Source organism: Rhizobium sp. NZLR1 (assembly GCF_017357385.1).
GTDB lineage: Bacteria > Pseudomonadota > Alphaproteobacteria > Rhizobiales > Rhizobiaceae > Rhizobium.
Map to the genome: position 1 here is coordinate 477400 of NZ_CP071633.1, position 25538 is coordinate 502937.

Annotated in this window: 21 protein-coding genes and 3 pseudogenes; 7 read left to right on the top strand and 17 right to left on the bottom strand. The window is 60.9% G+C overall.

Annotated features, from left to right (window positions below):
* The first annotated feature begins 134 nt into the window (after nucleotides 1-134).
* Entirely contained in the window at nucleotides 135-1172 is a 1038-nt protein-coding gene (locus J3O30_RS24605) for a class I SAM-dependent methyltransferase (protein ID WP_207584418.1), read from the top strand.
* A 12-nt stretch (nucleotides 1173-1184) separates the two neighbouring features.
* Here J3O30_RS24605 and J3O30_RS24610 read toward each other — a convergent pair whose 3' ends face one another.
* Nucleotides 1185-1373, bottom strand: a complete 189-nt coding sequence (locus J3O30_RS24610) for a hypothetical protein (RefSeq protein ID WP_207584419.1) — start codon at nucleotides 1371-1373, stop codon at nucleotides 1185-1187.
* Nucleotides 1374-1540: 167 nt separating this feature from the next.
* On the opposite strand from J3O30_RS24610, the pseudogene J3O30_RS24615 reads away from it, so the two are divergent.
* Nucleotides 1541-2963: pseudogene (locus J3O30_RS24615) on the top strand (ISNCY family transposase).
* Nucleotides 2964-3181: 218 nt separating this feature from the next.
* On the opposite strand, the pseudogene rsgA reads toward J3O30_RS24615, so the two are convergent.
* Together rsgA and J3O30_RS24625 are read right to left on the bottom strand one after the other, a co-directional pair.
* A pseudogene (gene rsgA / locus J3O30_RS24620) lies at nucleotides 3182-3949 on the bottom strand (ribosome small subunit-dependent GTPase A); the annotation flags it as partial.
* A gap of 221 nt (nucleotides 3950-4170) precedes the next feature.
* On the bottom strand, nucleotides 4171-5037 hold the full coding sequence (locus tag J3O30_RS24625; protein ID WP_207584420.1) for an AraC family transcriptional regulator: 867 nt from the start codon (nucleotides 5035-5037) through the stop codon (nucleotides 4171-4173).
* Nucleotides 5038-5228: 191 nt separating this feature from the next.
* On the opposite strand from J3O30_RS24625, the gene J3O30_RS24630 reads away from it, so the two are divergent.
* The 5 genes from J3O30_RS24630 (at nucleotide 5229) to hpaR (ending at nucleotide 11135) form a co-directional block, all read left to right on the top strand.
* Nucleotides 5229-6398 carry a substrate-binding domain-containing protein gene (locus tag J3O30_RS24630; RefSeq protein WP_207584421.1) on the top strand — a complete coding sequence of 390 codons (1170 nt, stop codon included), beginning with the start codon at nucleotides 5229-5231 and terminating at the stop codon, nucleotides 6396-6398.
* A gap of 29 nt (nucleotides 6399-6427) precedes the next feature.
* On the top strand, nucleotides 6428-7990 hold the full coding sequence (locus tag J3O30_RS24635; protein WP_246762807.1) for a sugar ABC transporter ATP-binding protein: 1563 nt from the start codon (nucleotides 6428-6430) through the stop codon (nucleotides 7988-7990).
* On the top strand, nucleotides 7987-8991 hold the full coding sequence (locus J3O30_RS24640; protein ID WP_207584423.1) for an ABC transporter permease: 1005 nt from the start codon (nucleotides 7987-7989) through the stop codon (nucleotides 8989-8991). Before J3O30_RS24635 ends, J3O30_RS24640 begins: the two co-directional genes overlap by 4 nt.
* 31 nt (nucleotides 8992-9022) lie before the next feature.
* The gene (locus J3O30_RS24645; RefSeq protein ID WP_207584424.1) at nucleotides 9023-10450 is read left to right on the top strand and encodes an arabinose isomerase; all 1428 of its coding nucleotides are present in this window, start codon (nucleotides 9023-9025) and stop codon (nucleotides 10448-10450) included.
* Between the two features lie 175 nt (nucleotides 10451-10625).
* Nucleotides 10626-11135, top strand: coding sequence for a homoprotocatechuate degradation operon regulator HpaR (hpaR, locus tag J3O30_RS24650; protein ID WP_207584425.1), 510 nt, complete (start codon nucleotides 10626-10628; stop codon nucleotides 11133-11135).
* A gap of 125 nt (nucleotides 11136-11260) precedes the next feature.
* On the opposite strand, the pseudogene J3O30_RS24660 reads toward hpaR, so the two are convergent.
* The 14 genes and pseudogenes from J3O30_RS24660 to J3O30_RS24725 all read right to left on the bottom strand — a co-directional run.
* Nucleotides 11261-11732: pseudogene (locus J3O30_RS24660) on the bottom strand (SDR family NAD(P)-dependent oxidoreductase); the annotation flags it as partial.
* A gap of 127 nt (nucleotides 11733-11859) precedes the next feature.
* The gene (hpaI, locus tag J3O30_RS24665; protein WP_207584426.1) at nucleotides 11860-12666 is read right to left on the bottom strand and encodes a 4-hydroxy-2-oxoheptanedioate aldolase; all 807 of its coding nucleotides are present in this window, start codon (nucleotides 12664-12666) and stop codon (nucleotides 11860-11862) included.
* Between the two features lie 11 nt (nucleotides 12667-12677).
* Nucleotides 12678-13481, bottom strand: a complete 804-nt coding sequence (hpaH, locus tag J3O30_RS24670) for a 2-oxo-hept-4-ene-1,7-dioate hydratase (protein ID WP_207584427.1) — start codon at nucleotides 13479-13481, stop codon at nucleotides 12678-12680.
* Nucleotide 13482: 1 nt separating this feature from the next.
* Nucleotides 13483-14352 (bottom strand): fumarylacetoacetate hydrolase family protein, encoded by an 870-nt coding sequence (locus J3O30_RS24675; RefSeq protein WP_207584428.1) that lies wholly within the window; start codon nucleotides 14350-14352, stop codon nucleotides 13483-13485.
* 27 nt (nucleotides 14353-14379) lie between these two features.
* Nucleotides 14380-15834 (bottom strand): NADP-dependent succinate-semialdehyde dehydrogenase, encoded by a 1455-nt coding sequence (gene gabD / locus J3O30_RS24680; protein ID WP_207584429.1) that lies wholly within the window; start codon nucleotides 15832-15834, stop codon nucleotides 14380-14382.
* A gap of 70 nt (nucleotides 15835-15904) precedes the next feature.
* A complete protein-coding gene (gene hpaD / locus J3O30_RS24685) occupies nucleotides 15905-16885 on the bottom strand; it encodes a 3,4-dihydroxyphenylacetate 2,3-dioxygenase (RefSeq protein ID WP_207584430.1) in 981 nt (326 codons plus the stop codon).
* A 34-nt stretch (nucleotides 16886-16919) separates the two neighbouring features.
* The gene (hpaE, locus tag J3O30_RS24690) at nucleotides 16920-18437 is read right to left on the bottom strand and encodes a 5-carboxymethyl-2-hydroxymuconate semialdehyde dehydrogenase (protein WP_207584431.1); all 1518 of its coding nucleotides are present in this window, start codon (nucleotides 18435-18437) and stop codon (nucleotides 16920-16922) included.
* A 44-nt stretch (nucleotides 18438-18481) separates the two neighbouring features.
* Complete coding sequence (locus J3O30_RS24695) at nucleotides 18482-18868, bottom strand: 5-carboxymethyl-2-hydroxymuconate Delta-isomerase (protein ID WP_207584432.1); 387 nt, start codon at nucleotides 18866-18868, stop codon at nucleotides 18482-18484.
* Nucleotides 18869-18921: 53 nt separating this feature from the next.
* A complete protein-coding gene (locus J3O30_RS24700) occupies nucleotides 18922-19941 on the bottom strand; it encodes a homoserine kinase (protein WP_207584433.1) in 1020 nt (339 codons plus the stop codon).
* 7 nt (nucleotides 19942-19948) lie between these two features.
* Nucleotides 19949-21232: an aspartate aminotransferase family protein gene (locus tag J3O30_RS24705; RefSeq protein WP_207584434.1), complete on the bottom strand. Its 1284-nt coding sequence runs from the start codon at nucleotides 21230-21232 to the stop codon at nucleotides 19949-19951.
* Nucleotides 21233-21234: 2 nt separating this feature from the next.
* Nucleotides 21235-22590, bottom strand: coding sequence for an aspartate aminotransferase family protein (locus J3O30_RS24710; RefSeq protein ID WP_207584435.1), 1356 nt, complete (start codon nucleotides 22588-22590; stop codon nucleotides 21235-21237).
* A 16-nt stretch (nucleotides 22591-22606) separates the two neighbouring features.
* Entirely contained in the window at nucleotides 22607-23257 is a 651-nt protein-coding gene (locus J3O30_RS24715) for an HAD-IA family hydrolase (protein ID WP_207584436.1), read from the bottom strand.
* Entirely contained in the window at nucleotides 23254-24507 is a 1254-nt protein-coding gene (locus J3O30_RS24720; RefSeq protein ID WP_207584437.1) for a Tm-1-like ATP-binding domain-containing protein, read from the bottom strand. Before J3O30_RS24720 ends, J3O30_RS24715 begins: the two co-directional genes overlap by 4 nt.
* Entirely contained in the window at nucleotides 24504-25292 is a 789-nt protein-coding gene (locus J3O30_RS24725) for an IclR family transcriptional regulator (RefSeq protein ID WP_207584438.1), read from the bottom strand. Before J3O30_RS24725 ends, J3O30_RS24720 begins: the two co-directional genes overlap by 4 nt.
* Nucleotides 25293-25538: the final 246 nt, after the last annotated feature.

A 25538-nucleotide genomic window follows, 5' to 3' on the forward strand; every position in this document is an offset into this window, starting at 1 on the left:
GTCTTATTACTTAACATTCGTAGAGGAGCAGGTTCCCACCCGCAACAGTAGAAATACCCTTATCCCGTGCAGATTCTAGTCGCATCTAATTTCGAGGGTGATTATGCTTAACGCGAGGTCAAGGGAGTCTCGAAATGGCACGAAGTCTTGTCTTGGACGGTGAAAGTCTTGTTGCGCCGGGTGAAATTCGTCAGGCAACAAGGAGGTTTGCTGCGCCAAATCCCTGCGACTTTACCGTTGCCAAAGCCGACCTTGCTGTCAGCCTTGACGTGTCGAGCCGTCAGTTCAAATCCGGCGTCGAGGCAAGTGCGATAATCGAGCGCCTTACCGACGCCTTGCATCGGTTACGGCGTCGCGTTCATCCAGAGGTGTGGGATGTCATCGTTCCTATCGCGCAATCTCATCCAGTTGCTCACTATCTAAATCAGGATCCGTTGACCCGCTGGTCGTTTGAAAAACCCCGCGGCTATTCTGGCGACGCACGTCTTCTCGACTTCATCTACGGCAGGCCCGAGATCGAGGACGCCGTCGCATCATCGAGCACCTTGGGACGTTCAATCTATGCCTACACTCGAAATGCTTCGTCATCCGTCGCGGTAAGGGAGCGCCGGGACATTCTGGCGCGCCGAGTAGACGAAATCGCTTCGGCTCGGCCCGGTTCCGCCGAAGTCTTGGCCATCGCGTCGGGCCATCTTCGCGAGGGGCCTTTGTCGCGCGCTCTCGGCGCCGGCGCGATCAAACGCTGGGTGGCTTTGGATCAGGACCCGATGAGCGTTGGAACCGTAGCCCGCGATTTCGCCGGCACGTCCGTCGAGTCAATCAACGGGTCGGTCAAATCCTTGCTCGGTGGAAGGCATGCGCTGGGAATGTTCGATTTCGTCTATGCCGCGGGTCTTTATGACTATTTGCCGGATGCCGTAGCCGTAAAGCTGACCAAGAAGTGCGTCAGCATGCTCAAGCCCGGCGGCACATTCCTGTTCGCCAACTTCTCCCCGGAGACGGACGTCGATGGCTATATGGAGACATTTATGAACTGGGAACTGCTGTTGCGGTCAGAACGCGAGATGGGCTTGATCGCCAGTGAAAGCGCGGCTGGGGCGGATCTGAAGGTGTCTGTTTGGCCCGGCTCGAATCGGAGCGTTGTCTATTGTGAAATTGAAAAGCAGCCCTAAACCGCACGCATGTCACCGCTCTGACGGGAGATGTGCATGAGCCTCGATGACGAGCGAGACAAACTCCCGGAGTTTTACGCCCTCCTCGGCAGTGCGCTCGATTGAGCTGCATGAGCGATTATCTTCTTTTTCTGGCGTGATGCCAATCATCCGGCCGAAGTAAACCCGCTCGTTCGCGCCTGCTGCATGTTCCAGTTCCATAAATACCTCTTACGCCACCGACACTTGTAGCGGCTATTTAGTAATGCGACAGTTGGGCCAGTTAGAGATGCGACAATCTTGCCTCTTGGTGCACTGGTTAATGCCAACGTTGGGAGCAAGGATGACGATCTTCAGCCTGGTCGAGACCAGGAGCGGTCGGAGTCGTCATGTCCTTTATGATCACCATGTCGCAGAAAGAATTGCATCGCCTCGAAGTTGTCCAGAAGATCCGCGATCGGCGCCTTAGCGTTGTCCAGGCCGCCGAACTGCTGGGCCTTAGCCGAAGTCAGATGCACAGGCTGCTGCAGGCGTATGACCATGCCGGTGCGGCCGGCCTGGTTTCGAAGAAGCGATCGAGACCAAGCAATCGGCGCCATGGCGAGGAGTTTCGCAATGCGGCGCTGGATCTCATCCGCGAACGCTATCTGGATTTCGGTCCGACGCTGGCTCGCGAGAAGCTGATCGAACTGCATCATATTTCGGTCGCCAAGGAGACGCTGCGGCAATGGATGACAGAGGCCGGCATCTGGATCTCGCGGCGTGAGCGCAAGAAGCGGGTTTTCCAGCCGCGCGGCCGGCGCGATTGTTTCGGGGAGCTGGTTCAGATCGATGGATCGCATCACTGGTGGTTTGAGAACCGCGGTCCTAAATGCGCCCTGCTCGTCTACATCGATGATGCTACCGGCAAGCTGCTGCATCTGCGGTTCGCCGGATCAGAGAACACGTTCGACTATCTGCATGCGACGAAGGCGTATCTGCAGCAATGGGGTAAACCACTGGCGTTCTACAGCGACAAGCACAGCGTCTTTCGCTCGACTAATGCATCGGAGAAAGACCGGACGAGCGGGCTAACGCAGTTTGGACGTGCGCTCTATGAGCTGAACATCGACATCATCTGCGCCAACACTCCGCAAGCCAAAGGGGGAACGCGCCAACCAGACGCTGCAGGATCGGCTGGTGAAGGAGTTGCGGCTTCGCAGTATCGACACGATCGAGGCTGCCAATGCCTATGCATCAGAATTCATTGCGGATTTCAATTCCCGCTTCGGCAAATCGCCGCGCAATCCGAAGGACATGCACCGGCCGCTTGCCGATCATGAGAACCTTGACGGCGCCATGTGTAGGAAAGAAGCTCGCACGCTGTCGCAATCCCTGACACTGCGCTATGACAAAGTCCTCTTCGTTCTCGAACCCAGTGCCGTCTCCAGGCCCTTGGCAGGCAAGAAGGTCGTGGTTTGCGACTATCCGGATGGACGCCTCGAGATCATGCATGAGAGTTACGTCCTACCTTATAGAACCTTTGACACCTTGCGCTCGGTTCATCGGTCAGTTGTTGTCGAGAACAAGCGTCTGGATGACGTGCTCTCGGTCATCATAGAACAGCAGGCAGGGCGGGACCAGCAGCGCAGCAAAAGCGGCCCTCGTCGCACTGGACAGACAGATCATATGTTTGGCATTCGCGACGGCAGCACGAGCAACGGATATCAGAAGCGCGGGCGCAAGCCGGGTAAAAGGAAGGATTTCATGAGCGATCCGGACGTGATTGCTAAGCGACAGAAAGCTCTGGCTCGTATGGAAGCTGCAGAATGAATGGTGGCGAGCATATCTCAAAGCTAAAGCCGAAGGCATCTCATCCGCCCCCGCTCCTCCCTAGCAACCCGGCCCAGCCGGTCGGATCGGGGGCTGATCCGAGGAACAAGTGTCGCGTTTCTAATTGGCTGGAACCGTCGCGGCTCTAACCAGCTTTGACAGACCGACGTCCAAAGATCGTGGTCGTTGGTTCGTATCGTTTGAAGCCGTGCAGACCTTCAATATTTCTTTTTGCGAACGATCTTGTTGCCGCGTGGTCCGCTGAGGACTGGTGTTCTATCGCCGTTTTCAGCCACAAGGCTTCGCCACCGTTCGAGGCGGTGGTCGGCCAAAGTGCCGCTTTTGACAGCGCCCTGAACTGCGCAGCCCGGTTCATGCGCATGGGTACAATCGCGAAATCGGCAAAGCAGTGCCAGTTCCGTTATGTCGGCAAAAAGCGTATCGATCCCGTCGGTCACATCACTGAGGTAAAGTGTTCTTATTCCTGGATTATCTATGACCCAGCCGCCGCCTGGAATAGCATGCAGCGATCGCGCCGTTGTGGTGTGACGGCCTTGGGCGTCATATTCGCGAATAGTCCCGGTTTTCTGCACTGAGTCAGATGCAGGTCCGGTCAGCGTGTTCACCAGCGTCGATTTTCCAACGCCGGAAGATCCCACCAGGGCAATCGTTTGGCCAACGCCGCACCAGGAACTCAAAAAAGAGCTTGCAACGGCAGGTAGGTCACGCTGCAAAGCCTCGGCTTTGGCCTGAAATAGGCTAACGTCGTCCACAGTGTCAGCCTTCGTCAACACGATCACCGCTTTGCTTCCTGCCTGGTTGGCCATGATCAGGTAACGTTCTAGCCGGTCAGTATTGAAGTCGGCGTTGCACGACGTCACGATCAACAGTGTATCGACGTTGGCAGCAACAAGTTGTTGGCCACGTCCGACTTCCGGGCGTCGCCGAAACACGGTTTTTCGCTCGAGCCTAGTGACAAGCATGTCGGACCGGGGATCGGAAAAACACCGAATACAAAATCACGTCTCTCGAATAGTGGCTGCCCTTGAAATCGACCATGACCGAGAACTCAACCCGCCGGTGCATCTTCACCCCGGGTCTATGCCATCATAAATCAGGTTGCAAATGACCGGAAAAATTTGCGACGAAACCCTTTGCTGTCCGGCTGAAGAAGATAACGGCATCGGAAACCCAAAGCGTGGCAAGCTTACCGGTGGCTCGTCGCCCTGAAATCCGTCGGACTTGCGCCCATCAGTTGACGAAACTGAGTCGAAAAGTGAAACGCCGAATGAAAACCGAGAATACCGGCGATCTCCTTGATCGATTTGTCGGTGTTTACTAAAAAATCTCCAGCCCGCTGAATGCGCACGGTCATTTGATATTGCTTGGCCGACATGCCGGTCTGCTCCCGGAACAGGCGCCGGAAGTAGGGATAGCTGACGCCTAGCTCCTCGGCGAGTTGCTCGACAGAAAGCGCATGGCCGCAACGCTCCATCAAGGTCATACGCGCGCGATCGACAAGCCTGCCTGATGCGTTGCTGCTGATGTCGGTGGGCCGGCATAAGAGAGCAAGCAGTTGGAGGCCTAAGGTCGAAATCAGCGGCTGATTGCGCAAGGTATCGTCCTGCGCCAGCGCGTGGATCGAGGCGAAAACATCGGAAACTTCCGCGCTGCTCTGATGAACTGGCCGCTCCGGTTGCAGCAGGCCTGCATCGCAGGCAAAGTCGAAAGCACTTCCCCGACATTCGATCCAGTGCTCGACCCACCCCGTGCGACGATCGGGGGCAAACCGGTGCCATACCCCTGGAAAGAGCAGGAAAATCGAGCCTCCGGCGATCGTGACCTGTCGACGTTCATGCCCAAATTCCAACCGTCCGCTTCCGGCGCTAATGCGCACCACCTGGTAGGCGTTCAGGATACGGCCGCGCGACCAACTGAAATGATGATCGTCCGGATGACGGCTCGGTGGGTAGTCGGAATGGGGCGCGATTTCTGTATAGCCGGTAGAAACGGCCGTGCATCCCCAGGCGGCGCAAAGACGATTGTCTGGCATGTAAACGAAATAGTTCTGCATGTTCCTTGCTGCGCCTGAGGATCATATTTTGTATGCAAAAGATCATTTTTGCGGAATATGCTGTCGTGTCAACGAGAATGCTTGGTGTTAACGTCAATAGGTAAGGTCAGTTTTCGGATGACCTGAACATCTGCGCTGAGATCATCAGCGCTGCCGTTGCCAGGGAGGGCAGGGGCCGGGAGGAGAGAGACATGAAACATCAAGCCAGACTGCTGGTGGTGGCCGCTTGCCTTGCGGCTTCTGCTGCCTATGCCGAGGATTTCCACGGGTTCGATCCGCTAAAATTCGGCGGCAACATGCTGTCGGCCGATAATCTGAAGGCGATGGCGGCAGATGCCGCCAAAATCACCCCGCCGAAAAACGGCAAGACCTACAGCATCGGTTTTGCCAATCTGCAGCGCGATATTTCCTTCGGCGTACTTGTCGAAAAAGGCATTCAGCAGAATGCGGATGCCGCAGGCGTCGAACTCCTGATCGCGGATAACCGTCTCGACGGGCCGACGGCGCTGGCCAATGCCAAATCGTTTGCCGAGCGCAAGGTTGACTACGTCATCGAATTCCAGACCGATGCCAATTTCGGCCAGACCGTAATGGACGTCTTCAAAGCGGACGGCACGAAGGTGACGGCAATCGACATTCCGATGCCGGGCGCGAGCTTCTTTGGCGTCAACAATCCGAAGTCCGGGTTTATGGGCGGGTCCTATCTGGCAACGGCGGCGCAGAAGAAATTTGGCGTCGATGCCGTCAAGACCGGCTATCTGGTCATCGGCGCCCTGCCGCAATCGGGCGTCATCCCGCGCATGCGCACGGAAGGCCAGCGGGCCGGTTTCCTGGCGCTGACCAAGGACTTCCCGGCCGATCACATCATCGAAATCGATACCAAGAACACGCTGCAGGAATCCTTTGCGCAGATGAACAACGTCATCGGCCGCATTCCGCCGGGCGTGCCAATTCTGCTCATCGCCATCAATGACCAAGCGACGATGGGGATGCTGCAGGCCGTGCGGGCTGCGGGCCGCGCCGATCAGGCGATTGCGGTCGGCAACGGGGCAGACGAGGCCGAGGCGCTTGCCACCGATCCGAACCTGGTTGCCGCTACCGGTTCGTTCCCCGGCAGCTACGGAAACTACCTGATCCCGATCGCGCTCTCGGCCCTTGCCGGAAAACCCGTCCCGGAGGCGACGTTCGTCACCCACCAGATGGTCACCAAGTCCAATATCTGCCAGTTCTACAAGGAATTTCAATGCGTCGGCGAGGCTGATGCGTACGTGTTTCCGGAAACGGAATTCGCAAGTTACCTCGCAGACCTGAAGAAGCAGGACTGGCTGAAAGGCTACGAGGCAATTCTCCCTCAGCAGTAAGAGGGATGCCGTCAAGGGAGCGTCACGTGATGGACGAGAGAACTGAAGGGAGCCGCAATCAGCGGCTCCAGATCGCCAATGTCACGAAAGCGTTTGCTGGCGTGACGGTTTTGAAGAACGTGTCCCTTGCGGCCCATGCGGGCGAAATCGTTGCACTTCTCGGTGCCAATGGGGCCGGCAAGTCGACGCTTATGAAAATTTTGTCAGGCGTCTACACGCTGGACAGCGGACAAATCCGAATCGACGACAAAATCACGACGATCGCCACCCCACAGGATGCGATTGCGGCCGGCATCCGGCTGATGCCGCAGGAGCTTTCGGTGCATCCGGACCTGTCTGTCGCTGAAAACATCGCGCTTGGCTCCATGCCGAAGCGGAGGTTTGCGGGCATTCCCATGATCGACCGGCCGGCAATGGACGGACAGGCGGAGACGCTGCTCAAGCGATTGCGGCTCGATCATGTCGCGACCGGCCGGCGCATGGGCTCGCTGCCTTTGTCCGAACAGCGAATTGTCGAAATCGCCCGCGCGCTTTCCGGCAAGGCGCAGATCCTTATCATGGACGAGCCGACGGCATCGCTGGGCGAGGCTGACGCCAACAATCTATTCGAGGTGATCGAGGCGCTGAAAGCCCAGGGTGTCACCATCATCTATATTTCGCATTATCTGGACGAGGTCTTCCGGCTCAGCGACCGTATCGTCGTGTTGCGCGACGGCGAGGTTCGTGGCGCGTTCAAGACGGCGGAGACCTGTCGCGACGAGGTGCTGACGGCAATGCTCGGCAGCGATCTCGGCGACCTCTATCCGGCCAAATCAGCAGCGCGTTCGGATGCCAAGATCGTCCTGTCCGTCGAGAGCCTGTCTCTTCCCGGGTGGCTTAACGGCGTGTCGCTTTCCGTGCGGCGCGGTGAGGTATTTGGTGTTTTCGGCCTGATCGGTTCCGGCGCCGAAAAGATCGGCCCTGCCATCTACGGCGCCGAGTCTGCCGCGCGTGCCAAAGCCGTCCGGCTGAACGATATCGACATCGGCCTGTCCTGGCCGCGAAAGAGCGTACGCGCGGGTATCGGCTTTGTCGCCGCCGAGCGCAAGCGTCAGGGGCTGATCGGCAATCTGTCGGTGCGCACCAACACCACGCTGCCCTATCTCAGCCTTTTCACGCAATCCGGCGTCGTCGATCAGAAGCGCGAAGACGCGAGTACCAGCGACTGGATCAAAACCTTGCGGGTCAAGACATCTGGCCCGGATCAGGAGATCCGCCTTTTGTCCGGCGGCAACCAGCAGAAGATCTGCCTGGCCCGCTGGTTGCTCGGAAGCCCCAGTTTCCTGATCCTCGAAGAGCCGACACGTGGCGTCGATCTTGGCGCCCGGCGCGAGATTTACGCGGAAATCCGCCGCCTGGCGGAAGCGGGACTTGCGATCCTGATCGTCTCCTCCGACGCGGAAGAGGTGGCGGGGCTCGCCGATCGCAGCCTCGTTCTGGAGGATGGAAAGGTCGTGGCCGAGCTTGGACAGGATGCGACCGCGACGGACCTGATGCGCGCAGCCGAGCTTCGGCCTGCCGTCCGCGATACGAATGAACCGGAGAAATCATGAGCAAGTCGTCCTCCATTCCCGCAGCGCCAGGTGTTTCGAAGAAGCAGCCAAGTTCGCTGACCGACTTTCTCGGCCGCCCGGCCGCCGGCATCGTGCTCCTCCTGGTGTTCTACATCCTGCTTCTGGCCGCGTTCTCGCTTCTCTCGCCCTATTTCCTGACGCTGAGCAACCTGTCCAACATCGGCACCAACATGGCCTTCATCGGCTTGATGGCTGCCGCCGGTACGCCGCTGATCATCGGCGGCGGACTCGACCTGTCGGTTGCCGCCGTTGCCGGTCTTGCCGGCGTCATCGTGGCGCTGATGCATGCCAACGGCATCAATATCTGGGCTGGCTGCCTCACGGCGCTTGTTATTGGCTGCGCGGTTGGCGTACTAAACGGATTTATCGTCACTCGGCTGAAGCTCAATCCCCTCATCGCCACGCTCGGGACGATGAGCATATTTTCCGGTCTCTCCATGGTCATGACCGGCGGCCTGTCGAAGCCCCTCTTCATTCCAGCCTTCAACTGGCTCGGATCCGGCCGCCTGTTCGGCATCCCGTTTCCGATCATCCTGATGCTGCTCGTGTTCGTCGCGCTGTGGCTAATCCTGTCGAAGACACCGTTCGGACGCTTCGTCTATGCGACCGGCGGCAATCCAGAGGCTAGCAGCTTGCTCGGCGTGCCCGTCGAGCGGACCCAGATGGTGCTCTATATCGTCTCCGGACTTTCAGGCGCTGCGGCCGGCATCATCCTTGCCGCAATGCTTGGCGCTGCAGCACCGAATGCCGCCGGACAGCATCTGCTGACCATCATTGCTGCCATCATCCTTGGAGGCACCAGCCTGTTTGGCGGACGCGGCAGCGTCTGGGGCACGCTGATCGCAGTCCTCATTCTCGGCACACTCAATAACGGTCTGACGCTGATGAACGTGTCCTCCTTCTGGCAGGATGTGACCCGCGGCGTCGTTCTCTTGATGGCTGTCGGCCTCGATCAATTGCGCGTGCGCCTGCAAAGCTGACGCCATTCCATATTGCATCGGAGAAATACAAATGTCTGAACGCCCATTGAAGGCCGGCCTATTCGGCATCGGCCTGGAGGCCTACTGGCCGCAATTCAAAGGTCTTGAAACGCGTTTGCGCGGCTATGTCGATACCGTCGAGGAAAAGCTTGCGCGCCCCGGCGTCGAGGTCGTCAACCTTGGGCTGATCGATACGCCCGAAAAAGCGCTGGAAGCCGGCCATCAGTTTCGTCAGGCCGATGTCGACATAATCTTTCTCTACATCACCACCTATGCCCTCTCGTCGACCGTTCTGCCGGTGGTCCGTCGTGCAAAGGTTCCGGTGATCATTCTCAATCTGCAACCGACCGCAGCCATTGACTATGCCAGCTTCAACGCGCTCGGCGATCGCACCGCGATGACCGGCGACTGGCTGGCGCATTGCTCGGCCTGCCCCGTCCCGGAAATTGCCAATGTCTTCCACCGGGCGGGCATTAGCTTTCATCAGGTGACCGGCGTTCTCACCGGCGATCCGATCGTCGAGGAGGAGATCAACGACTGGATCGAGGCTGCGCGCGTCGCCCATGTAATGGCGCATAATCGGCTCGGCGTCATGGGCCGCTACTACAATGGCATGCTCGATATCTATTCGGATCTGACCGCGCAAGCGGCAGCCTTCGGAACACATATCGAAGTGCTGGAAATCGACGAGCTGGCGCGGCTCCGCAATGACGTAAGCGAGGCGGATGTCTTCGCCTGTCTGGCGACGATCAAAGCCGAATTCGATGTGCAGCCCGACTGCGACCCCAAGGAGCTGGCGCGTGCGGCAAAAACCGCAGTGGCGCTGCGAAGACTGGTGATCAAGAAATCGCTCGGGTCGCTGGCCTATTATTACGAATCTCAGCCCGGCAACGAATACGAGGACATTATCACCTCGGTCATCGTCGGCTGTTCGATGCTGACGGCCAATGGCGTGCCGGTTGCCGGTGAGTACGAGATCAAGAACGCTCAGGCCATGAAGATCATGGATAGCTTCGGTGTCGGCGGCTCGTTCACGGAATACTATGCCATGGATTTCGCCGCAGACGTCGTGCTGATGGGGCATGACGGGCCCGGGCATACCGGAATTGCCGAGGGGCGCACCAAGATCCGCCCGCTGCAGGTTTTCCACGGCAAGGTCGGCTTCGGCGTCAGCGTCGAGATGTCTGTCAAGCATGGACCGGTGACGCTGCTTTCGGTCGTCGAGAGCGCCGGCAAGATCAAGCTGCTCTGCGCAGAGGGCGCCTCAGTCGCAGGCCCGATCCTCGAAATCGGCAATACCAACAGCCGGTATCAGTTTCCGCTGGGAGCGCGGCGCTTTGTCGAAGCGTGGAATGCGCAAGGACCGGCCCATCACTGCGCCGTCGGCGTCGGGCATATTGCCGGGCGCATCGAAAAGCTGGGAAAGCTGTTGGGTCTTGAGTTCGTAGCGGTATGTTAGCGTGACGGTGAGATGAGCGAGGCCTCACGGCCGCCTTCAATGCAGGCCCTGCGGCAACAAATTCGTCCCAGGTTGGTGAAGCCCGTCATTCGGGTGGTTGAAAAGACGTTAGGACTTGTGTTTGGTCGTTACCATGTTAATGGAATCAGCATGTTGATGCGAGCGGATCGCCAAAATGCAGCAAAAAACAGCTGGTAGCCACACTCAACTTCCGTCTGAACCCTCGTCCGACGAGACGACTCAGCCGCAGCGCGCCCGCCGCTCTCTGGCAATTTCACTTTTGCGTGCTCGCGAAGGGGTGATGAGCCATTTTCGGCCGATCCTGGCAGCGCATGATGTGACAGAACAGCAGTGGCGCGTCATTCGTGTTCTGTACGAGGCGGACAAGTTGGATGCGAGCGAGGTGGCAGATAAGGCCTCAATTCTCGCCCCGAGCCTGACGCGGATGATCAGGTCGCTTGAGGAGCGCGGTTTCATTACCAAACATAGGGATGACGACGACGGCCGACGGGTGCTGTTACAGATTACTTCGGCAGGACAGGCTATTGTCGAAGAAGTTATGCCGGAAAGCTTGAAGGTGTATGCTGACATCGATAGGCGATTTGGTGCCGAGCGAATGGAGAGACTTCTCGACATGCTGGAAGAGCTCACCGCTTTAAGGCTCGAAGAAGCGCCTGATACCTGAACTAATTAATATGTTAAATAAAATTGACGATCCGTATGAACTGTAGCAGTCTCCAATTATGCTAACGCTGTTTGGGAGGCAGAGTTGGATCTATTGCAGAATCGCAGCCTCGTCGATCGGGCACAATTGCTGTCGAAAGCCTTGTCTGCCAGCAACCCGCCAAATTCGATGCCGTCAATGAGGGGCGCGACACCAACTGTGTCGTGTCGGTTGCCGGGCAGGAGTTCGAAGCGAACCAGATTTCCTAGGGCGTCTGTCAGAGCCAGTATTTTGGTGGTCAATCACGGCGAGATCCCAGGTCTCATCCATCATGCTGACCGTCGGCCTGACCCCGTGGCCACCGGCATTGGCAATCAGGATATCGAGCCCGCCGAAAGTCTCGTTGACCTTCTCGACGGCAGCCTTCATCGCCGCACCATCGGCCGCGTCGGCGGCAACGACGGTCGCGCCGATTTCATCGGCGACGGCCCGAAGCGGCTCGGGACGTCGCCCGACGAGCGTGACATTGCCGCCTTCCTGCCGGATGCGGCGGGCAACCGCCGCGCCGATGCCCGTGCCGCCGCCGGTGATTATGGCTGTTTTGTTCTTGAAACGCATGCTGCCTCCTCTTGACCTTCGCAATCATGATCGAAGCATGCCGAGGCGTAGCGTCTATTTGTGCAGTTGGTTTTGACTGAGCGTGCAAAATGATGCAGGCCGTGCAAAACAATACAGGCGGAAAGTGTCAGTAGGCCTTCGCATCGGTTGCGGGTCTAGAAGGTTCCGCTTTCTTGAAGTCGTCGAGGAGCCTGGTCGTCGCATTGGTGAGCAGCGTGACATCGTTGCCGATGGCGACGAAGGTGGCGCCGAGCTCGAGATAGCGCTTGGCCAGAGAGAGATCGCCGATGAGAATACCGGCGGCTTTGCCGTGCGACTGGATCCTGGCAAGTGCCTTTTCAACCTCCGCCTGCACCGCGCGCGCGCCCGGCTTGCCGAGATGCCCCATATCGGCGGCAAGATCGGCCGGGCCGATGAAGACGCCGTCGACGCCGTCGGTCGAAGCGATCGCATCGAGTGCGGCAAGCCCTGCACGGCTCTCCACCTGCAGCAGCAGGCAGATCTCGTCATTGGCGGTTTGCAGGTAGTCGGGAATGCGGTTGAAAGCCGACGCCCGGGCAAGGGCGGCGCCGACGCCGCGCACACCCTGCGGCGGATAACGCATGGCGCGGACCATGGCCTCCGCCATCTCCTTGCTGTCGACCATCGGAATGAGCAGCGTCTGCGCGCCGATATCGAGCATCTGCTTGATGATCCAGGTCTCGCCGACCGGCGGGCGGATCACCGCATGGCTCGCCGCGCCTTTCATAGCCTGCAACTGCGAGACCAGAAGCGGTACGTCGTTCGGCGCATGTTCGGCGTCGAGCAGCAGCCAGTCATAACCGGCGCCGGCTGAGATTTCGACCGTGTAGGGGTTGGCGAGCGCCTGCCAGAGGCCGATCTGGGCGCGGCCTTCCTTCAGAGCCTGCTTGAAGAGGTTTTTGGGCGCGGGCATGGTGCTGATCCTTAGGCAAAGAAGAGGCTGACGGAGCCATAGGGGCCGAAGTCTGCGACGATGGTATCGCCGTGCCGCGCCTCGATCGGACGAATGAAGGAACCCGCCAGCACGATCTGGCCGGCGTCGATGCCGTCACCATATTGCGCCAGGCGATTGGCAAGCCAGGCGACGCCGCGGGAGGGCTGATTGAGAACGCCGGCCCCGAGCCCCGTCTCTTCGACCTCGGCATTGCGGCTGACGATCGCGCCCATCCAGCGCATGTCGATCTGGTCGGGCTTTACGGCGCGGCCACCGGTGACGATGCCGGCATTGGCGGCGTTGTCGGAAATGGTGTCGACGATGGTGCGCGCCTTTTTTGTCCCAGGATCGGCGCGCAGGATGCGGGTGTCGAGGATTTCGAGCGCAGGCGTCACGTAATCGGTGGCGTTCAGCACATCGAAGATCGAGATCCCAGGCCCCTTCAGCGGCGCCTTCATGACGAAGGCGATTTCGGCTTCGATGCGCGGCTGGATGAAGCGGTCGGCGGGCACTGTCGCGCCGTCCTCGAATAGCATGTCGTCGAAGAGCACGCCGGAGTCCGGCGTGTCGATGTTCAATGCATACTGCATCGCCTTCGAGGTCAGTCCGATCTTCCAGCCGATCGGCTTGCGGCCGGCGGCGATCTTCTTCTTCACCCAGGCGGCTTGTACGCCGTAGGCATCGTCCATCGTCATGTGCGGATACTTCAGCGACAGAAGCTCCGTCTGGACGCGCGTCCGTTCTGCTATATCGAGCCGCTCGGCGGCCTGCCTGATCTCGTCTGACGTCAGCATCTCACACCTCGTCGGCGATCGTGTTCGTGAGGACGCCCATGTCGTTCGCCTCGACTTCGACGACGTCGCCGGGCTTTAGCCAGATCGGCGGATCGAAGCGGGCGCCGGCGCCCGTCGGCGTGCCGGTGACGATCACGTCGCCGGGAACCAGGGTGGTGAAGGTCGAGACGTAGTTGATGATTCTGGCAAAGGAAAAGATCATCCGACTGGTGCGGTCGCTTTGGCGCACTTCGCCGTTGACCCGCGTCTCAAGCTTGATATTGGCGAGTTGGCTCTCATCCGTGAACGGGATCAGCCACGGACCGATCGAGCCGGTCCGATCGAAGTTCTTGCCCTGGGTGACGTTGAATTTCGCATGCCGCACCCAGTCTCGGATCGTGCCCTCGTTGCAAAGCGACAGGGCGGCGATGTGGGAAAATGCATCCGCTTCGGCAATCCGCCGGCCGCCTTTGCCGATGACGATAACGATCTCGCCTTCATAGTCGAGCTGCGGGCTTTCCGGCGGCCGGATCAGCGGCTGGCCGTGGCCGGTAAACGACCGGGGAAAACGGATGAACAGGGAGGGATTGGAGGGGGCCGCCTGGCCGTCCTTATATTCCTCGTTGCGGTCGGGGAAGTTGACCCCGACGCAGATGATCTTTTCCGGCGACGGAATGGGGATCTCGAAGCGGATCTCATCCAACGTATAATCCGGCTTCAATGTCTTGCCTTCGTTGGCGAGCTGAGCGAGGCGGCCTGCCTCGATGACCTCGCGCAGGCTCGGCCAGGTCGCGCCGTGGCGGGCCGACAGGTCGACGACACCGCCGTCGATGGCAAGCCCGTAGCCATGACGGCCGTTTCTGGAGAAGGACAGGAATCTTGGATGGGTCATGCTTTTCTCTCGGGCCTTGCTTTGGCCTCAGGCGATGCCGCCGAGGCAGACATATTTGATTTCGGTGAATTCCTCGATGCCGTATTTCGAGCCTTCGCGGCCGAGGCCGGAGAGCTTGACGCCGCCGAAGGGGGCTTCGGCCGTCGAGATCAGCCCGGTATTGACGCCGACCATGCCGTATTCCAGCGCCTCGGCGACCCGGAAGACGCGGGCGAGATCCTTGGCATAGAAATAGGAGGCGAGACCGAACTCGGTGTCGTTGGCCTGGGCGATCACGTCGGCTTCGTCCTTGAAGCGGAAGAGCGGTGCCAGCGGACCGAAGGTCTCCTCGCGGGCAACCGCCATCTCCCTGGTGACATCGGCGAGGATGGTCGCTTCGTAAAAAGTGCCCCCGAGCGCGTGTTTCTTGCCGCCCTGAACGATGCGGGCGCCCTTGCCGACGGCATCGGCCACGTGCTCCTCGACCTTATCAAGCGCTGCCTTGTCGATCAGCGGCCCGAGGATCACGCCCTCGTCGAAGCCGTTGCCGGTCTTGAGCTTGGATACGGCGGCAGCGAGTTTCTCGGCAAAGGCGTCGTAGACCTTTTCCTGCACATAGATGCGGTTGGCGCAGACACAGGTCTGACCATTGTTGCGAAACTTCGCGATCAGGGCGCCCTCTACCGCCGCATCGAGATCGGCATCGTCGAAGACGATGAACGGCGCATTGCCGCCGAGCTCCAGGCCGAGCTTCTTGATGGTCGGCGCGCTCTGCTTGTAAAGCTCGGCGCCGACCTCGGTCGAGCCGGTGAAGGTCAGCTTGCGCACGACGGGATTGGCGGTCATTTCGCCGCCGATCTCCCGTGCGGAGCCGGTGATCACACTGAAGAGGCCCTTGGGAAGTCCGGCGCGTTCGGCAAGGATGGCGATGGCGATCGCCGAAAACGGCGTCTGGCTGGCCGGCTTCAGCACCATGGCGCAGCCAGCGGCCAGGGCGGGCCCGGCCTTGCGGGTGATCATGGCGTTCGGAAAGTTCCACGGCGTAACCGCGGCCACCACGCCGATCGGCTGCTTCATCACCATGATGCGCTTGTCGGGCTGATGGCCGGGGATCAGGTCGCCGTAAATCCGGCGGCCTTCCTCGGCGAACCATTCGATGAAGCTCGCGCCATAGACGATCTCACCGGTGGCCTCCGCCAGCGGCTTGCCTTGCTCCAGCGTCAGGATGCGGCCGAGATCGTCCTTGTTCTCGATCATCAGCTCATACCATTTGCGCAGGATGCCGCAGCGCTCCTTGGCGGTCCTGGCAGCCCAGCCCTTCTGCGCGATCCGCGCGGCCTCGATCGCGGCCCGGGTCTCGGCGGCCCCGAGCTTCGGGACGTAGCCGATGGTCTCGCCCGTGGCCGGATTGGTGACCGCGATACCCGTCTCCCGGTCAGCCTCAATCCAGTGATCGCCGACGAGGGCTGCCTGGCAGAACAGACTGATATCTTTGAGCTGCATGGTGACGGTCCTTTATCGATGGAGTTGATGCGAAGCCGACGCGCGGCGTCGCATCATGGGCTGATGCCGATCATGGGGCAACGATCGGCTGCGCTTTGAGATCGGCTTCCCGTATCGGCGTCCCGGCAAACAGGCTGCCATGCTCGAACCAGGATTTCGGCGCCGTGGCGCCCCAGAGCGTCTGGCGCTGCGGATCTTTCAGATCCCACTTGATCGGCTCGAGGTCGGGATCGACCGTTTGATAATCCGAGCAGTAGATCTCGATGCGGTGGCCGTCCGGATCGAGGATATAGAGGAAGAAGGCGTTGGAGATGCCATGGCGGCCGGGGCCGCGCTCGATGTTGGACACCCAGCCGGTCGTCGCCATCAGGTCGAGCAGGTCGATGATGTTGAGTGGTGTCGGCACCCAGAAGGCGGTGTGGTGCAGCCGCGGACCCTTGCCATTGGTAAAAGCAATGTCGTGCACGCCGCCTTTGCGATGCGTCCAGGCGGCCCAGAGCCGGCCGGTTTCCTCGTCGGCGGTGTATTCGGTGACGCGGAAACCGATCTCGTTGTAGAAGGCCACCGATTCATCGACATTGGGCGAGAAGCAGTTGAAGTGGTCGATCCTGAGCGGCTTGACGCCCTTGTAGAGCGCATATTTCTGGTGGATCGGCGGCAGGCGGTCCATCTTCGAATAGAATTCGAGCGGAATGCCGAGCGGATCGCGGGTGCGGAAGGTGCGCGCCTGGTAGGGCCGCTCGACCCATTCCACCGGCAGGCCCTTGCCCTTGAAGAAGTGCGCAGCCTTGTCGAGATCCTCGTCGCCAAAGACCTTGAAGCCGAGGTCGCGGGCCTCCGATATCTCCGACTTCCTCAGGACGATACAGTGGTGGCCGCGCTCTTCCATGGCGCGCAGATAAATGGTGTCGGCCGTCTCGTCGGTCACCTGAAGGCCGAGCGTATCGACATAGAAGGCGCGCGATTTGGCAAGATCCTTGACGCCGTATTCGACATGGCTGAGGCGCACGATGTTGAAGGGCGGGTAGAGATTGGGTTGCGGCAAGGGCATGGGGGTTCCTCCTCTTTATACCTGCTGCTGTCGTTCAGCCGCCGAGCTTCTGGATGGCGTGCGGCTTGGTGGCAAAGGCGACGTTCTTGGTTTCCATGTAAAAGTCGAAAGACCAATCGCCGCCGTCGCGGCCGATGCCCGAGTTCTTCACTCCACCGAAGGGGGTGGGCAGGTGGCGGACGTTTTCCGAGTTCACCCAGATCATGCCGGCCTCGAGATGATCGGTGAAACGGAAGGCGCGGGTGACGTCCGATGTCCAGAGATAGCCGGTCAGGCCGTACTGGATGTCGTTGGCAAGGGCGAGCGCCTCGGCTTCGTCCTTGAACGGAATGGCGGTCAGCACCGGCCCGAAGATCTCTTCTTGGGCTATGCGCATTCCGTTGTCGGCGCCGATAAACAGGGTCGGCGAGACATAGCAGCCGCCGCCCGGACCGTCATATTTGGCACCGCCGGCCGCGACCGTTGCGCCTTCCGACTTGCCGATCGCGATATATTCCAGCACCTTCTTCTCGTGTACCGGATGGATCAGCGGTCCGATGACCGTCTCGGGATCGAGGGGATGGCCGACGTTGATGCGGCTCGCCTTTTCGGCGACGAGCGCAGTGAACCTGTCATAGACGCTGTCCTCGACCAACAGGCGCGAGGACGAGGTGCAGCGCTCGCCGTTCAGCGAGTAGATCATGAAGACGGCGGCATCGGCGGCGCGCTCCAGATCGGCATCAGCGAAGACGACGACCGGGTTCTTGCCGCCAAGCTCGAAATGCACCCGCTTCAGCGTGTCGGCGCCCTGCTTCATGATCATCGAGCCGGTGCGGCTCTCGCCGACGAAGCCGATCGCCTTGATTAGCGGATGTTCGGTCAGCGCCTTGCCGGCATCCTCGCCGAAGCCGTTGACGAGGTTCCAGACCCCCTTCGGCAGGCCGGCCTCTTCGGCGATTTCGACGAGCAGGCGTGCCGTCAGCGGCGAGAACTCGGCCGGCTTGTGGACGATGGTGCAGCCGGCGGCGAGTGCCGGCGCAATCTTCCAGGTCGACAGCATGAACGGCGTGTTCCAGGGCGTGATGATGCCGACGGGGCCGATCGGATTGCGGGTCGTGATGTTGACCTGGCCGTCGGCGCGAATCGATTTGCCGTCGCGGGCTTCAGGGGCGCGATCGGCGAAGAAACGGAAGTTCTCCGCACCGCGCAGCGCCGCCTTGGCCATGAACTTCAGCGACTGCCCCGTGTCCATGCATTCGACAAAAGCGATCTCTTCGGCCCGCGCGACGATCGCGTCGGCGATCCTGTGCAGCAGCTTCTTGCGGGCATCGCCCGGCATGGCGGCCCACTCGGCAAAGGCTGATTTGGCGGCCCTGGCGGCCCGGTCGATGTCGGCGGCCTTGCCGCGCGCGACGGTGGCGAGCGGCTGCAGATCGACCGGCGAAATCGTCTCGAAGGTCGAGCCGTCATCGGCCGTCACATCCTCGCCGCCGATCCGGTTCAGGACACCGCGTTCCTTCAGCCGCGCAAGATAGGTTTCGGCCTTTGCGATGTTTTCCTGCAGTTTGGACATCGTCTATTTCCTCGATGTTGTCTCATCCCGCGACGCGGGCGTTGTCACTTGCCGCGAAGCCGCGGATGGATGGCGTTCTTCTTCCAGCTCAGCTCCGCATCGATCTCGCGGATCTCCAGCGACAGCGCGAAATGCGGCGTCTCGAAGAGCGGGCCGAGAACGTCCGCCGCCGCCGCAAAGATCGCTTCGCCCGTGCGCTTCTTCTCCTCAGCCGTGCGGCCCTTGCCGATGCGGAAGTTCAGGTCGACGAAAGCGTTTTCCGGGAGCTGGTCGGCAATCGCATAATGATCGGCGCGAAGGGCGCGGACGCGCACCGCGCCGAGTTCGAAGAGGCCCGTCTCCAGCACGGTCTTCAGCAGCGTCTCGCAGAGCGCGCCGATATCAGCGCGATCGTCGAGATTGGCCGAATATTCGATGGTGAGATGTGGCATCGATCCTCCCCGATCTCTATTTACTTAACATGTTAATAAATTGACCGTGGATGTCAAGCTCCGGTATCGAGCTTTCTTGCGAGTTCCAGACTTTCGGCGACATAACGCGACAGGCGCTCGGCGGCGTTCGGGATTTCGGGCCGCTCGGCAAGCCAGCCGATATAGGTGAGGCTCCTCAACACCATGAACAACGGCAGGCATTCCAGCGCCGCATCGGAAAGACCGCGCCGGCTGCGATAGCCTGTGATCAAGGCATTCTCGATGGCGGGGTAGGCTGGCTCTTGGCGGTTCTTCAGCAGTGCCGTGGCGAGATCGAACAAGAGGAAGCCATATCCCGCATCGTCGAAGTCGATAAAGGCGACACGATCTTCATCTCCCGTCAGGAAGATGTTTTCGCGTACAAGATCGGCATGGATCAGGCCGTAGTCGAGGCCGTGTCGCTGCGCATTGGCGAGGCGGTGCCGCAAGTCGTCGCGCAATGCCGAGAGCGCCGAGGCTTCGTCGCGTGAAAGTCCCGGGCAATCCCAGAAGCGGCCCCAGAGGGGTTTTTCTCCGAGCAGGCCTTCGGCGTCCCATGCCGGACGGCGGAAATCTGCCGGCAGAGCCCACGCGTCGGCCAGATCATGCATGGTCGCCATGGCATGGCCGATGCAGAAGAAGATATCTGCCTGCGTTTCAGCCGGTTGCGACAGCGGCGTACCGCTCTGCCCAAGGGCCGCGCCGTCGACCCAGCTGACGACGTCGGCATATTGCTCGGGAAACCGGCAGCTCTCCGGAAGGCAAATGAGGTTTTGCCCGTTTCCGGTCGGCACGGGGCACGGCACATCGAGGCCGCCGAACCGCAGCGCTGCCATAAGGTCCAGTTCCGAGCGCAGGCTCGTCTCGTCATGATAGCCCGGCCGATGCAGCCGCAGGGCGGCAGATCGGCCATCGGCAAGCGTGATACGGAAGACGGCGTTTTCCCGGTATTTCAGCAGAACCGGGTCGTCCGCCAAGGCCGACCAGTGGCCGAGCGCTTCCAGCGCCCGTTCCTGCAGGGCATCCCGGATGGTTTGCGGCAGTTGATCGCCCATCCCTGCCTCACAAGCTGCCAAGGACGTCGTCGAAGACCGACAGCATCAGGTCGGCATGATCCCTGGAGAACGGCATCGGCGGGCGGATCTTGGTGGCGCATTGATGGATGCCGATCTTGCCCATCAGCACGCCACGCTCGCGCATCGCATTGACGATCCGGGTCGCCTGCGTGACGGCCGGTTCCCTGGTCGTCTGGTCCAGCACGAATTCCATGCCCATGAACAGGCCGCTGCCGCGCACGTCGCCGATGATCGCATGTTTTTCCGCAAGCCGCTTGAAGGCGCCGCGTGTATATTCGCCGACATGGCGGGCGTTCTCGACGAGCTTCTCATCCTCGATCACATCGAGGACCGCCATGGCGGCGGCGCAGGAGACCGGATTGCCGCCGAACGTATTGAAATAGCGGAACGCCTTGCGGAAAGCGTTCAGCGTATCGGCATTGGCGACGACGCCGCCGACGGGATGACCATTGGCCATCGGCTTGCCGAGCGTCACGATGTCGGGAACGATGCCGGCGCGCTGATGGCCCCACATATGCGAGCCGGTGCGGCCGAAACCCGGCTGCACCTCGTCGGTGATGACAAGGCCGCCGGCCTTGCGCACGGCAGCCACCGTCTTGACGAGGAAGCCCGGCGGCAGATCCGGAAAACCTTCATTGGCAAAGAACGGATCGATGATCAGCGCCGAAAACCCGTGCGGGCCGTCCTGAAGCGAGGCGATCGCCTTCTCGACCTCGGCAGCGAAGGCCGCGGCAAAGGCATCGCCGCCTTCGCCGCCGAGCGGACGGTAGCTATCGGGCGCCGGCACGTGCCTGACATGACCGCCGAAGCCGCCGACCGGCGGCATGCGGGTCGACAGCTGCGACACGGCAGCTGTGTTGCCGTGATAGGTATGGTCGGTGGCGATCACGCCGGTCTTGCCGGTGACGGCCTGCGCCATGCGCAGCGCGATGTCGTTCGCCTCGCTGCCGGTGCAGGTGAGGATCGCGGCGTCAAGGCTCCTATCGAAGGTCGCCGTCAGGCGTTCGACATAGTCGAGAATGCCTTCATGCAGATAGCGCGTATGGGTATTGAGCGTCGAGGCCTGTCGTGTGATCGCCTCGACCACGCGCGGATGGCAATGGCCGACATGCGGCACGTTGTTGTAGCAGTCGAGAAATTTGCGGCCGTCGGCATCCCAAAGCCAGACGCCCTCGCCACGGACAAGGTGGACCGGCTCCTCGTAGAAGAGCGACATGTTCCGGCCGAGAAGGCGCTCGCGACGGGCGATGAGGGCAGCATTGTCGGACATGATCAGGCTCCCGCGGCGGTGAGACCGGCGTCAAGCGCCGTCAATATCGTCTGCACGTCCCCGGCCGTGATGACGAGCGGCGGCGACATGATGACATTGGCTCCCGAGGTGCGGACGAGGGCGCCGGCATCATAGGCAGCATCCTGCACCTTTTGCAGGACATCCTTCGACGCCGCGCTCTTCTTGCCTCGATCGCTGACGAGTTCGAGCGCGCACATCAGGCCCTTGCCGCGCACGTCGCCGATCAGCTCGTGCTTCTCCTGCAGTTTTTTCAGGCCGGCCAGCAGTTCGTCGCCGCGGGCGGCGGCATTGGCGGCGACATCCAGCCGCTTGGTCTCCTTCAGCGTCGCAAGTGCGGCGGCGGCGCCGACCGGATGGCCGGAATAGGTATAGCCGTGGCCGATCGTGCCGACCCCGTTCTTGTTGCTTTCGAAAACTTCGGCGACGTTGTCGGCGATCATGACGGCGCCGAAGGGGAAGTAGCCGTTGGTGATCGCCTTGGCGGTGGACATGAGATCGGGTATGACGCCCCAAAGGCGCGATCCCGTCCAGGCGCCGGCACGACCGAAGGCGGTGATGACTTCGTCGGCGATCAGCAGAATGCCGTGGCGGTCACAGATCTCGCGCATCAGCGGCAGGAATGTCTCATGCGGGACGATGACGCCGCCGGCGCCGAGCACCGGTTCGACGATCAGGGCGGCGATGGTGTCCGCCCCCTGGAAGGCGATCTCGTCTTCGAACAGCCGGCCGATGGCCGCCGCGATCTCTGCGCCGTCGCTCATACCGAACGGATTGCGATAGGCAAAGGGTGCGGGCAGGTGAAAGACGCCCGGCAGCAGCGGCTCGTAGTTGCGGCGGAAATTCTGGTTGCCGTTGACGGATGCCCCGCCGAAATGGGTGCCGTGATATCCCTTCTTCAGCGCAACGAATTTGGTGCGCTCGGGCTGGCCGTTGATCTTGTGATATTGCCGCGCGAGCCGGAGGCAGGTTTCGACCGAATCCGAGCCGCCCGACGTGAAGAAGGAGCGGTTGAGCCCGTCTTCCCGGAACCATTCGGCAAGCTCGTAGGACAGTTCGATCAGCGGCGAATTCGTCGTGCCGCGGAACGTCGAATAGTAGGGCAGCTCGTCGAGCTGGTCGCGGATCGCCTTCTTCACCGGTTCGCAGGAATAGCCGAGATTGACGTTCCAGAGGCCGCCGACCGCATCCAGCACCTTCTTGCCCTGGATATCGACGATCTCCACGCCCTCGCCGGCGCTGATGATGCGCGGCGGATGCGCCTGCATTTCGGCCGGGTGGGCCATCGGGTGCCACATGTGACGGGCATTGTTTTCGGCTATGAAATTGGTTTCACGCATCTCTATTCCCTTCGGTTCAGAGCCCCAGCATCGCAAGTGCGCGGGCATAGCTTTCGGCAGGCCGGGTGACGTCGAAATGCACATGCTGCAATCCGACGGCTTCAGCGCCTTCGATGTTCTTCTTCTGGTCGTCCACGAAAACGCAGGCTTCGCGCGGCAGGCCGAGCTCGGAAAGCACCTGTTCGTAAGCGCGCGGATCGGGTTTCAGGATCTTGGTGTAGGTGGCATCGACGATGACGTCGAAGAGTTCGATCAGCGGGAAGCGCTTGCGGAACTCGACGCCGTAGAAAAGATCGAGCTCGTTCGACAGGATCGCAAGCTTCAGCCCTGCGTCCTTGACGCGCAGGGTGGCGTCGCGGGCTTCCGGACGCAGCACGAGTTCGGGCTCGGCGCCACGGGCCCGGCGCACGAAAGTCTGCATATCCGTCCAGGTTTCGCCGAGCAGGGCGCCGACTTCACTGGTGCGGGTCAGCCAGTAGTCACGCTCGGTGATCTCACGGTTCTGCATCGCCACCCACAGCGGATCGGTCGTGGTGTCGAAAGGCCCGAGCCAGCCGAGCGAGCCTTTGGCAAGCCCTAGTGTGCGTTCTGTGATGTCATGCGTCTCGAACAGGGTGCGGGTGACCACGCCGCCGAAGTCGAGGATGAGGGCACGGTTTGCAGTCATGGCCGTCCTTTCGGGATCACGCCTTCGGCGATCCAATTGTCGAAAATGGCGAGCGCGGCGGCGGAGAAGGACGGCGCATTGATATGGGCATCGACCTCGTGAAGGGCGACGGAGGCGGGGAGGGCCCGGCGCATCTCGTCGAGAAAGGCGGCCAGCCCTTCCGGATCATGCAGAGGCTCGTCGGGCTTGTCCCATTCCTGAAGCCCTTCCGTCGGTAGCAGGAAGGCAACCTCCGCATCGGCGCGCTCGAGCTTTCGCCCGATCAGCCGGGCGACTTCCCGCCGGCCCTCGGGCGATGTCGTCACTGATCCGATCAGCCGGTTGTGAGCGTGATACGGACGGTCGGCAAAGATGTCGGGCAGGGGCTGCCAGGCCTGCAGATCGACCATATCGACGGCCCCGGGGGCGACGATCTGCGGGATGCCGGCGCGGCCGGCATTTTCAAGCCTGTCCGGTCCCGAGGTGACCACCGTGCCGTAATGATGGTTGCTGACCTCCTGGATGCAGAAATCGAAGACAGCGGCAAAGCCGCGCTGGGAGGCAATGGCTTCGAAGGCGCGCCCGCCCATGCCGGTGGAATGGAACACGGCGACGTCATAGCCGCGCTTTTGCAACTCGGGCCGCAGATACTTCATATACTTCAGGCAGGAAGAGCCAAGCGAGGTCATGCCGATCAGCGGGCGTTCGCAGTCGGGCTTGCTTCCGTGCTTGGCGGCTCCGACGACGGCGCCGCAGGCCTGCGACAGGACTGAGCGGCAGATACCGTTGAGGCCGTAGAGACCGCCGGCCCAGAGGATCATCATCAGATCGGGCGCGATGCGCTCGGGCGGGATCAGATGGGAATAGGCGATGGTCGACACCACGAATTTCGGCACGCCGAGCGGCAGGACGGCCGCGACGTCGAGCGCCAGATCCGTGCCCATGGAGCCGCCGAGCACGATGATGCCGTCCACCAATCCTTGATCGTAGAGCTTGCGGACAAGTGCGGTCGCCCCCTTCGCCATGGCGGCCATGGCACTGTTTTCGTCACCGCTTTCGGTGATCGCCGCAATCGAGGTCGCGGCGGCTTGCGCGATGTCATGTTTGGAATAATCGGGGACGTAGGGCGGGTCGCCGAGAATACTGACATCGACCATGACCGGTCGGCCGCCGGCTTCTTCAATGACGGACGCCATGAATTGCAGCTCGTCGCATTTGGTGTCACCGGTTCCGATGACGAGTATTCTTGGCGAAGGAGCCACAGGGCTCATCGATCCGTCCTCCTGATTTTTACACTGGTTCCCATGGGCCTTTCCGACCCGTAGTATTTTTCTGAAATCGCATCGGCGGCAGTGATGGCCTGAGCCCCGAATTCGTCGATCGCCGCCTTTGTGATGCGGGCCAGCGGGGCGGCGATGGCGACGCAGCCGACCGGATGACCGCCGGGTGCGCGGATCGGCGCAGCCGTGCTGACGACACCGGCTTCGAGACCTTGATGGCTGATGGAAAAGCCTCGCGCAGCCGTCTCCTGGAGCAGATCGCGCACCCGTCCGGGATCGACGACGGTGTGGTCGGTGAACTTTTCGAGTGGCTTTTCAAGCGCTTCGTCGATCTCCGCCGGCGGGCAGAAGGCGAGGAAGGCCAGGCCGGATGCGGTGGCGTGAAAGGGCAGGGGGATGCCGACTTCGACGATGACGCGGTGAGCCCGCGGCGAATCCTCCACATGGATGGTCGAAAGCCGGCCACCGGAGAACTCGGAGAAATGCACCGTTTCCATCGATGTTTCGGCGAGCGCCTTGATGAAGGGAATGGCAACGCGCAGGAACGGATAGCGGGCCTCTCGAATGCGTGCGAGACGAACCGGCGCCGATCCGATCCGATAGCGGCGGGTATCGGGATCCTGCTCGACGAAACCGTGTTTTTCCAATTCCACCAGAAAGCGGCGGGTCGTCGCCTTGTCGAGCGCGCACAGGCGGGCGATGTCCGTCAGACCCGCCTCCTTATCCAGTCGCGACAGCGTATCCAGCAATGAAAGCGCCTTTCCGATCGTGCTCATCGTTCCTCCTCTTGGGTCGGGTCATGCCCAGGTTTCCCCGCGTCGGCTCGGCGCCATCGGTCAAATCGGGCCGCAGACCCTGCGCCGCGGCACGATGGCGGCGACCCAAGATACTTAACATGCGAAATAACTTGACAGACACAGGGATTGTTTGCAAGTCTATATTTGAAGCTGTGGTTCAAATAATGAACCTTAGGCGCTGACGGCGGTAAAATCAACAAAAGCATAAGCGCCCGTTTGTCAGTC

Bases quoted from the DNA above. Each gene is read 5' to 3' on its own strand.
- J3O30_RS24605 (WP_207584418.1), top strand. From the start codon at position 135: ATGGCACGAAGTCTTGTCTTGGACGGTGAAAGTCTTGTTGCGCCGGGT.
- J3O30_RS24610 (WP_207584419.1), bottom strand. From the start codon at position 1,373: ATGGAACTGGAACATGCAGCAGGCGCGAACGAGCGGGTTTACTTCGGC.
- J3O30_RS24625 (WP_207584420.1), bottom strand. From the start codon at position 5,037: ATGCAGAACTATTTCGTTTACATGCCAGACAATCGTCTTTGCGCCGCC.
- J3O30_RS24630 (WP_207584421.1), top strand. From the start codon at position 5,229: ATGAAACATCAAGCCAGACTGCTGGTGGTGGCCGCTTGCCTTGCGGCT.
- J3O30_RS24635 (WP_246762807.1), top strand. From the start codon at position 6,428: ATGGACGAGAGAACTGAAGGGAGCCGCAATCAGCGGCTCCAGATCGCC.
- J3O30_RS24640 (WP_207584423.1), top strand. From the start codon at position 7,987: ATGAGCAAGTCGTCCTCCATTCCCGCAGCGCCAGGTGTTTCGAAGAAG.
- J3O30_RS24645 (WP_207584424.1), top strand. From the start codon at position 9,023: ATGTCTGAACGCCCATTGAAGGCCGGCCTATTCGGCATCGGCCTGGAG.
- hpaR (WP_207584425.1), top strand. From the start codon at position 10,626: ATGCAGCAAAAAACAGCTGGTAGCCACACTCAACTTCCGTCTGAACCC.
- hpaI (WP_207584426.1), bottom strand. From the start codon at position 12,666: ATGCCCGCGCCCAAAAACCTCTTCAAGCAGGCTCTGAAGGAAGGCCGC.
- hpaH (WP_207584427.1), bottom strand. From the start codon at position 13,481: ATGCTGACGTCAGACGAGATCAGGCAGGCCGCCGAGCGGCTCGATATA.
- J3O30_RS24675 (WP_207584428.1), bottom strand. From the start codon at position 14,352: ATGACCCATCCAAGATTCCTGTCCTTCTCCAGAAACGGCCGTCATGGC.
- gabD (WP_207584429.1), bottom strand. From the start codon at position 15,834: ATGCAGCTCAAAGATATCAGTCTGTTCTGCCAGGCAGCCCTCGTCGGC.
- hpaD (WP_207584430.1), bottom strand. From the start codon at position 16,885: ATGCCCTTGCCGCAACCCAATCTCTACCCGCCCTTCAACATCGTGCGC.
- hpaE (WP_207584431.1), bottom strand. From the start codon at position 18,437: ATGTCCAAACTGCAGGAAAACATCGCAAAGGCCGAAACCTATCTTGCG.
- J3O30_RS24695 (WP_207584432.1), bottom strand. From the start codon at position 18,868: ATGCCACATCTCACCATCGAATATTCGGCCAATCTCGACGATCGCGCT.
- J3O30_RS24700 (WP_207584433.1), bottom strand. From the start codon at position 19,941: ATGGGCGATCAACTGCCGCAAACCATCCGGGATGCCCTGCAGGAACGG.
- J3O30_RS24705 (WP_207584434.1), bottom strand. From the start codon at position 21,232: ATGTCCGACAATGCTGCCCTCATCGCCCGTCGCGAGCGCCTTCTCGGC.
- J3O30_RS24710 (WP_207584435.1), bottom strand. From the start codon at position 22,590: ATGCGTGAAACCAATTTCATAGCCGAAAACAATGCCCGTCACATGTGG.
- J3O30_RS24715 (WP_207584436.1), bottom strand. From the start codon at position 23,257: ATGACTGCAAACCGTGCCCTCATCCTCGACTTCGGCGGCGTGGTCACC.
- J3O30_RS24720 (WP_207584437.1), bottom strand. From the start codon at position 24,507: ATGAGCCCTGTGGCTCCTTCGCCAAGAATACTCGTCATCGGAACCGGT.
- J3O30_RS24725 (WP_207584438.1), bottom strand. From the start codon at position 25,292: ATGAGCACGATCGGAAAGGCGCTTTCATTGCTGGATACGCTGTCGCGA.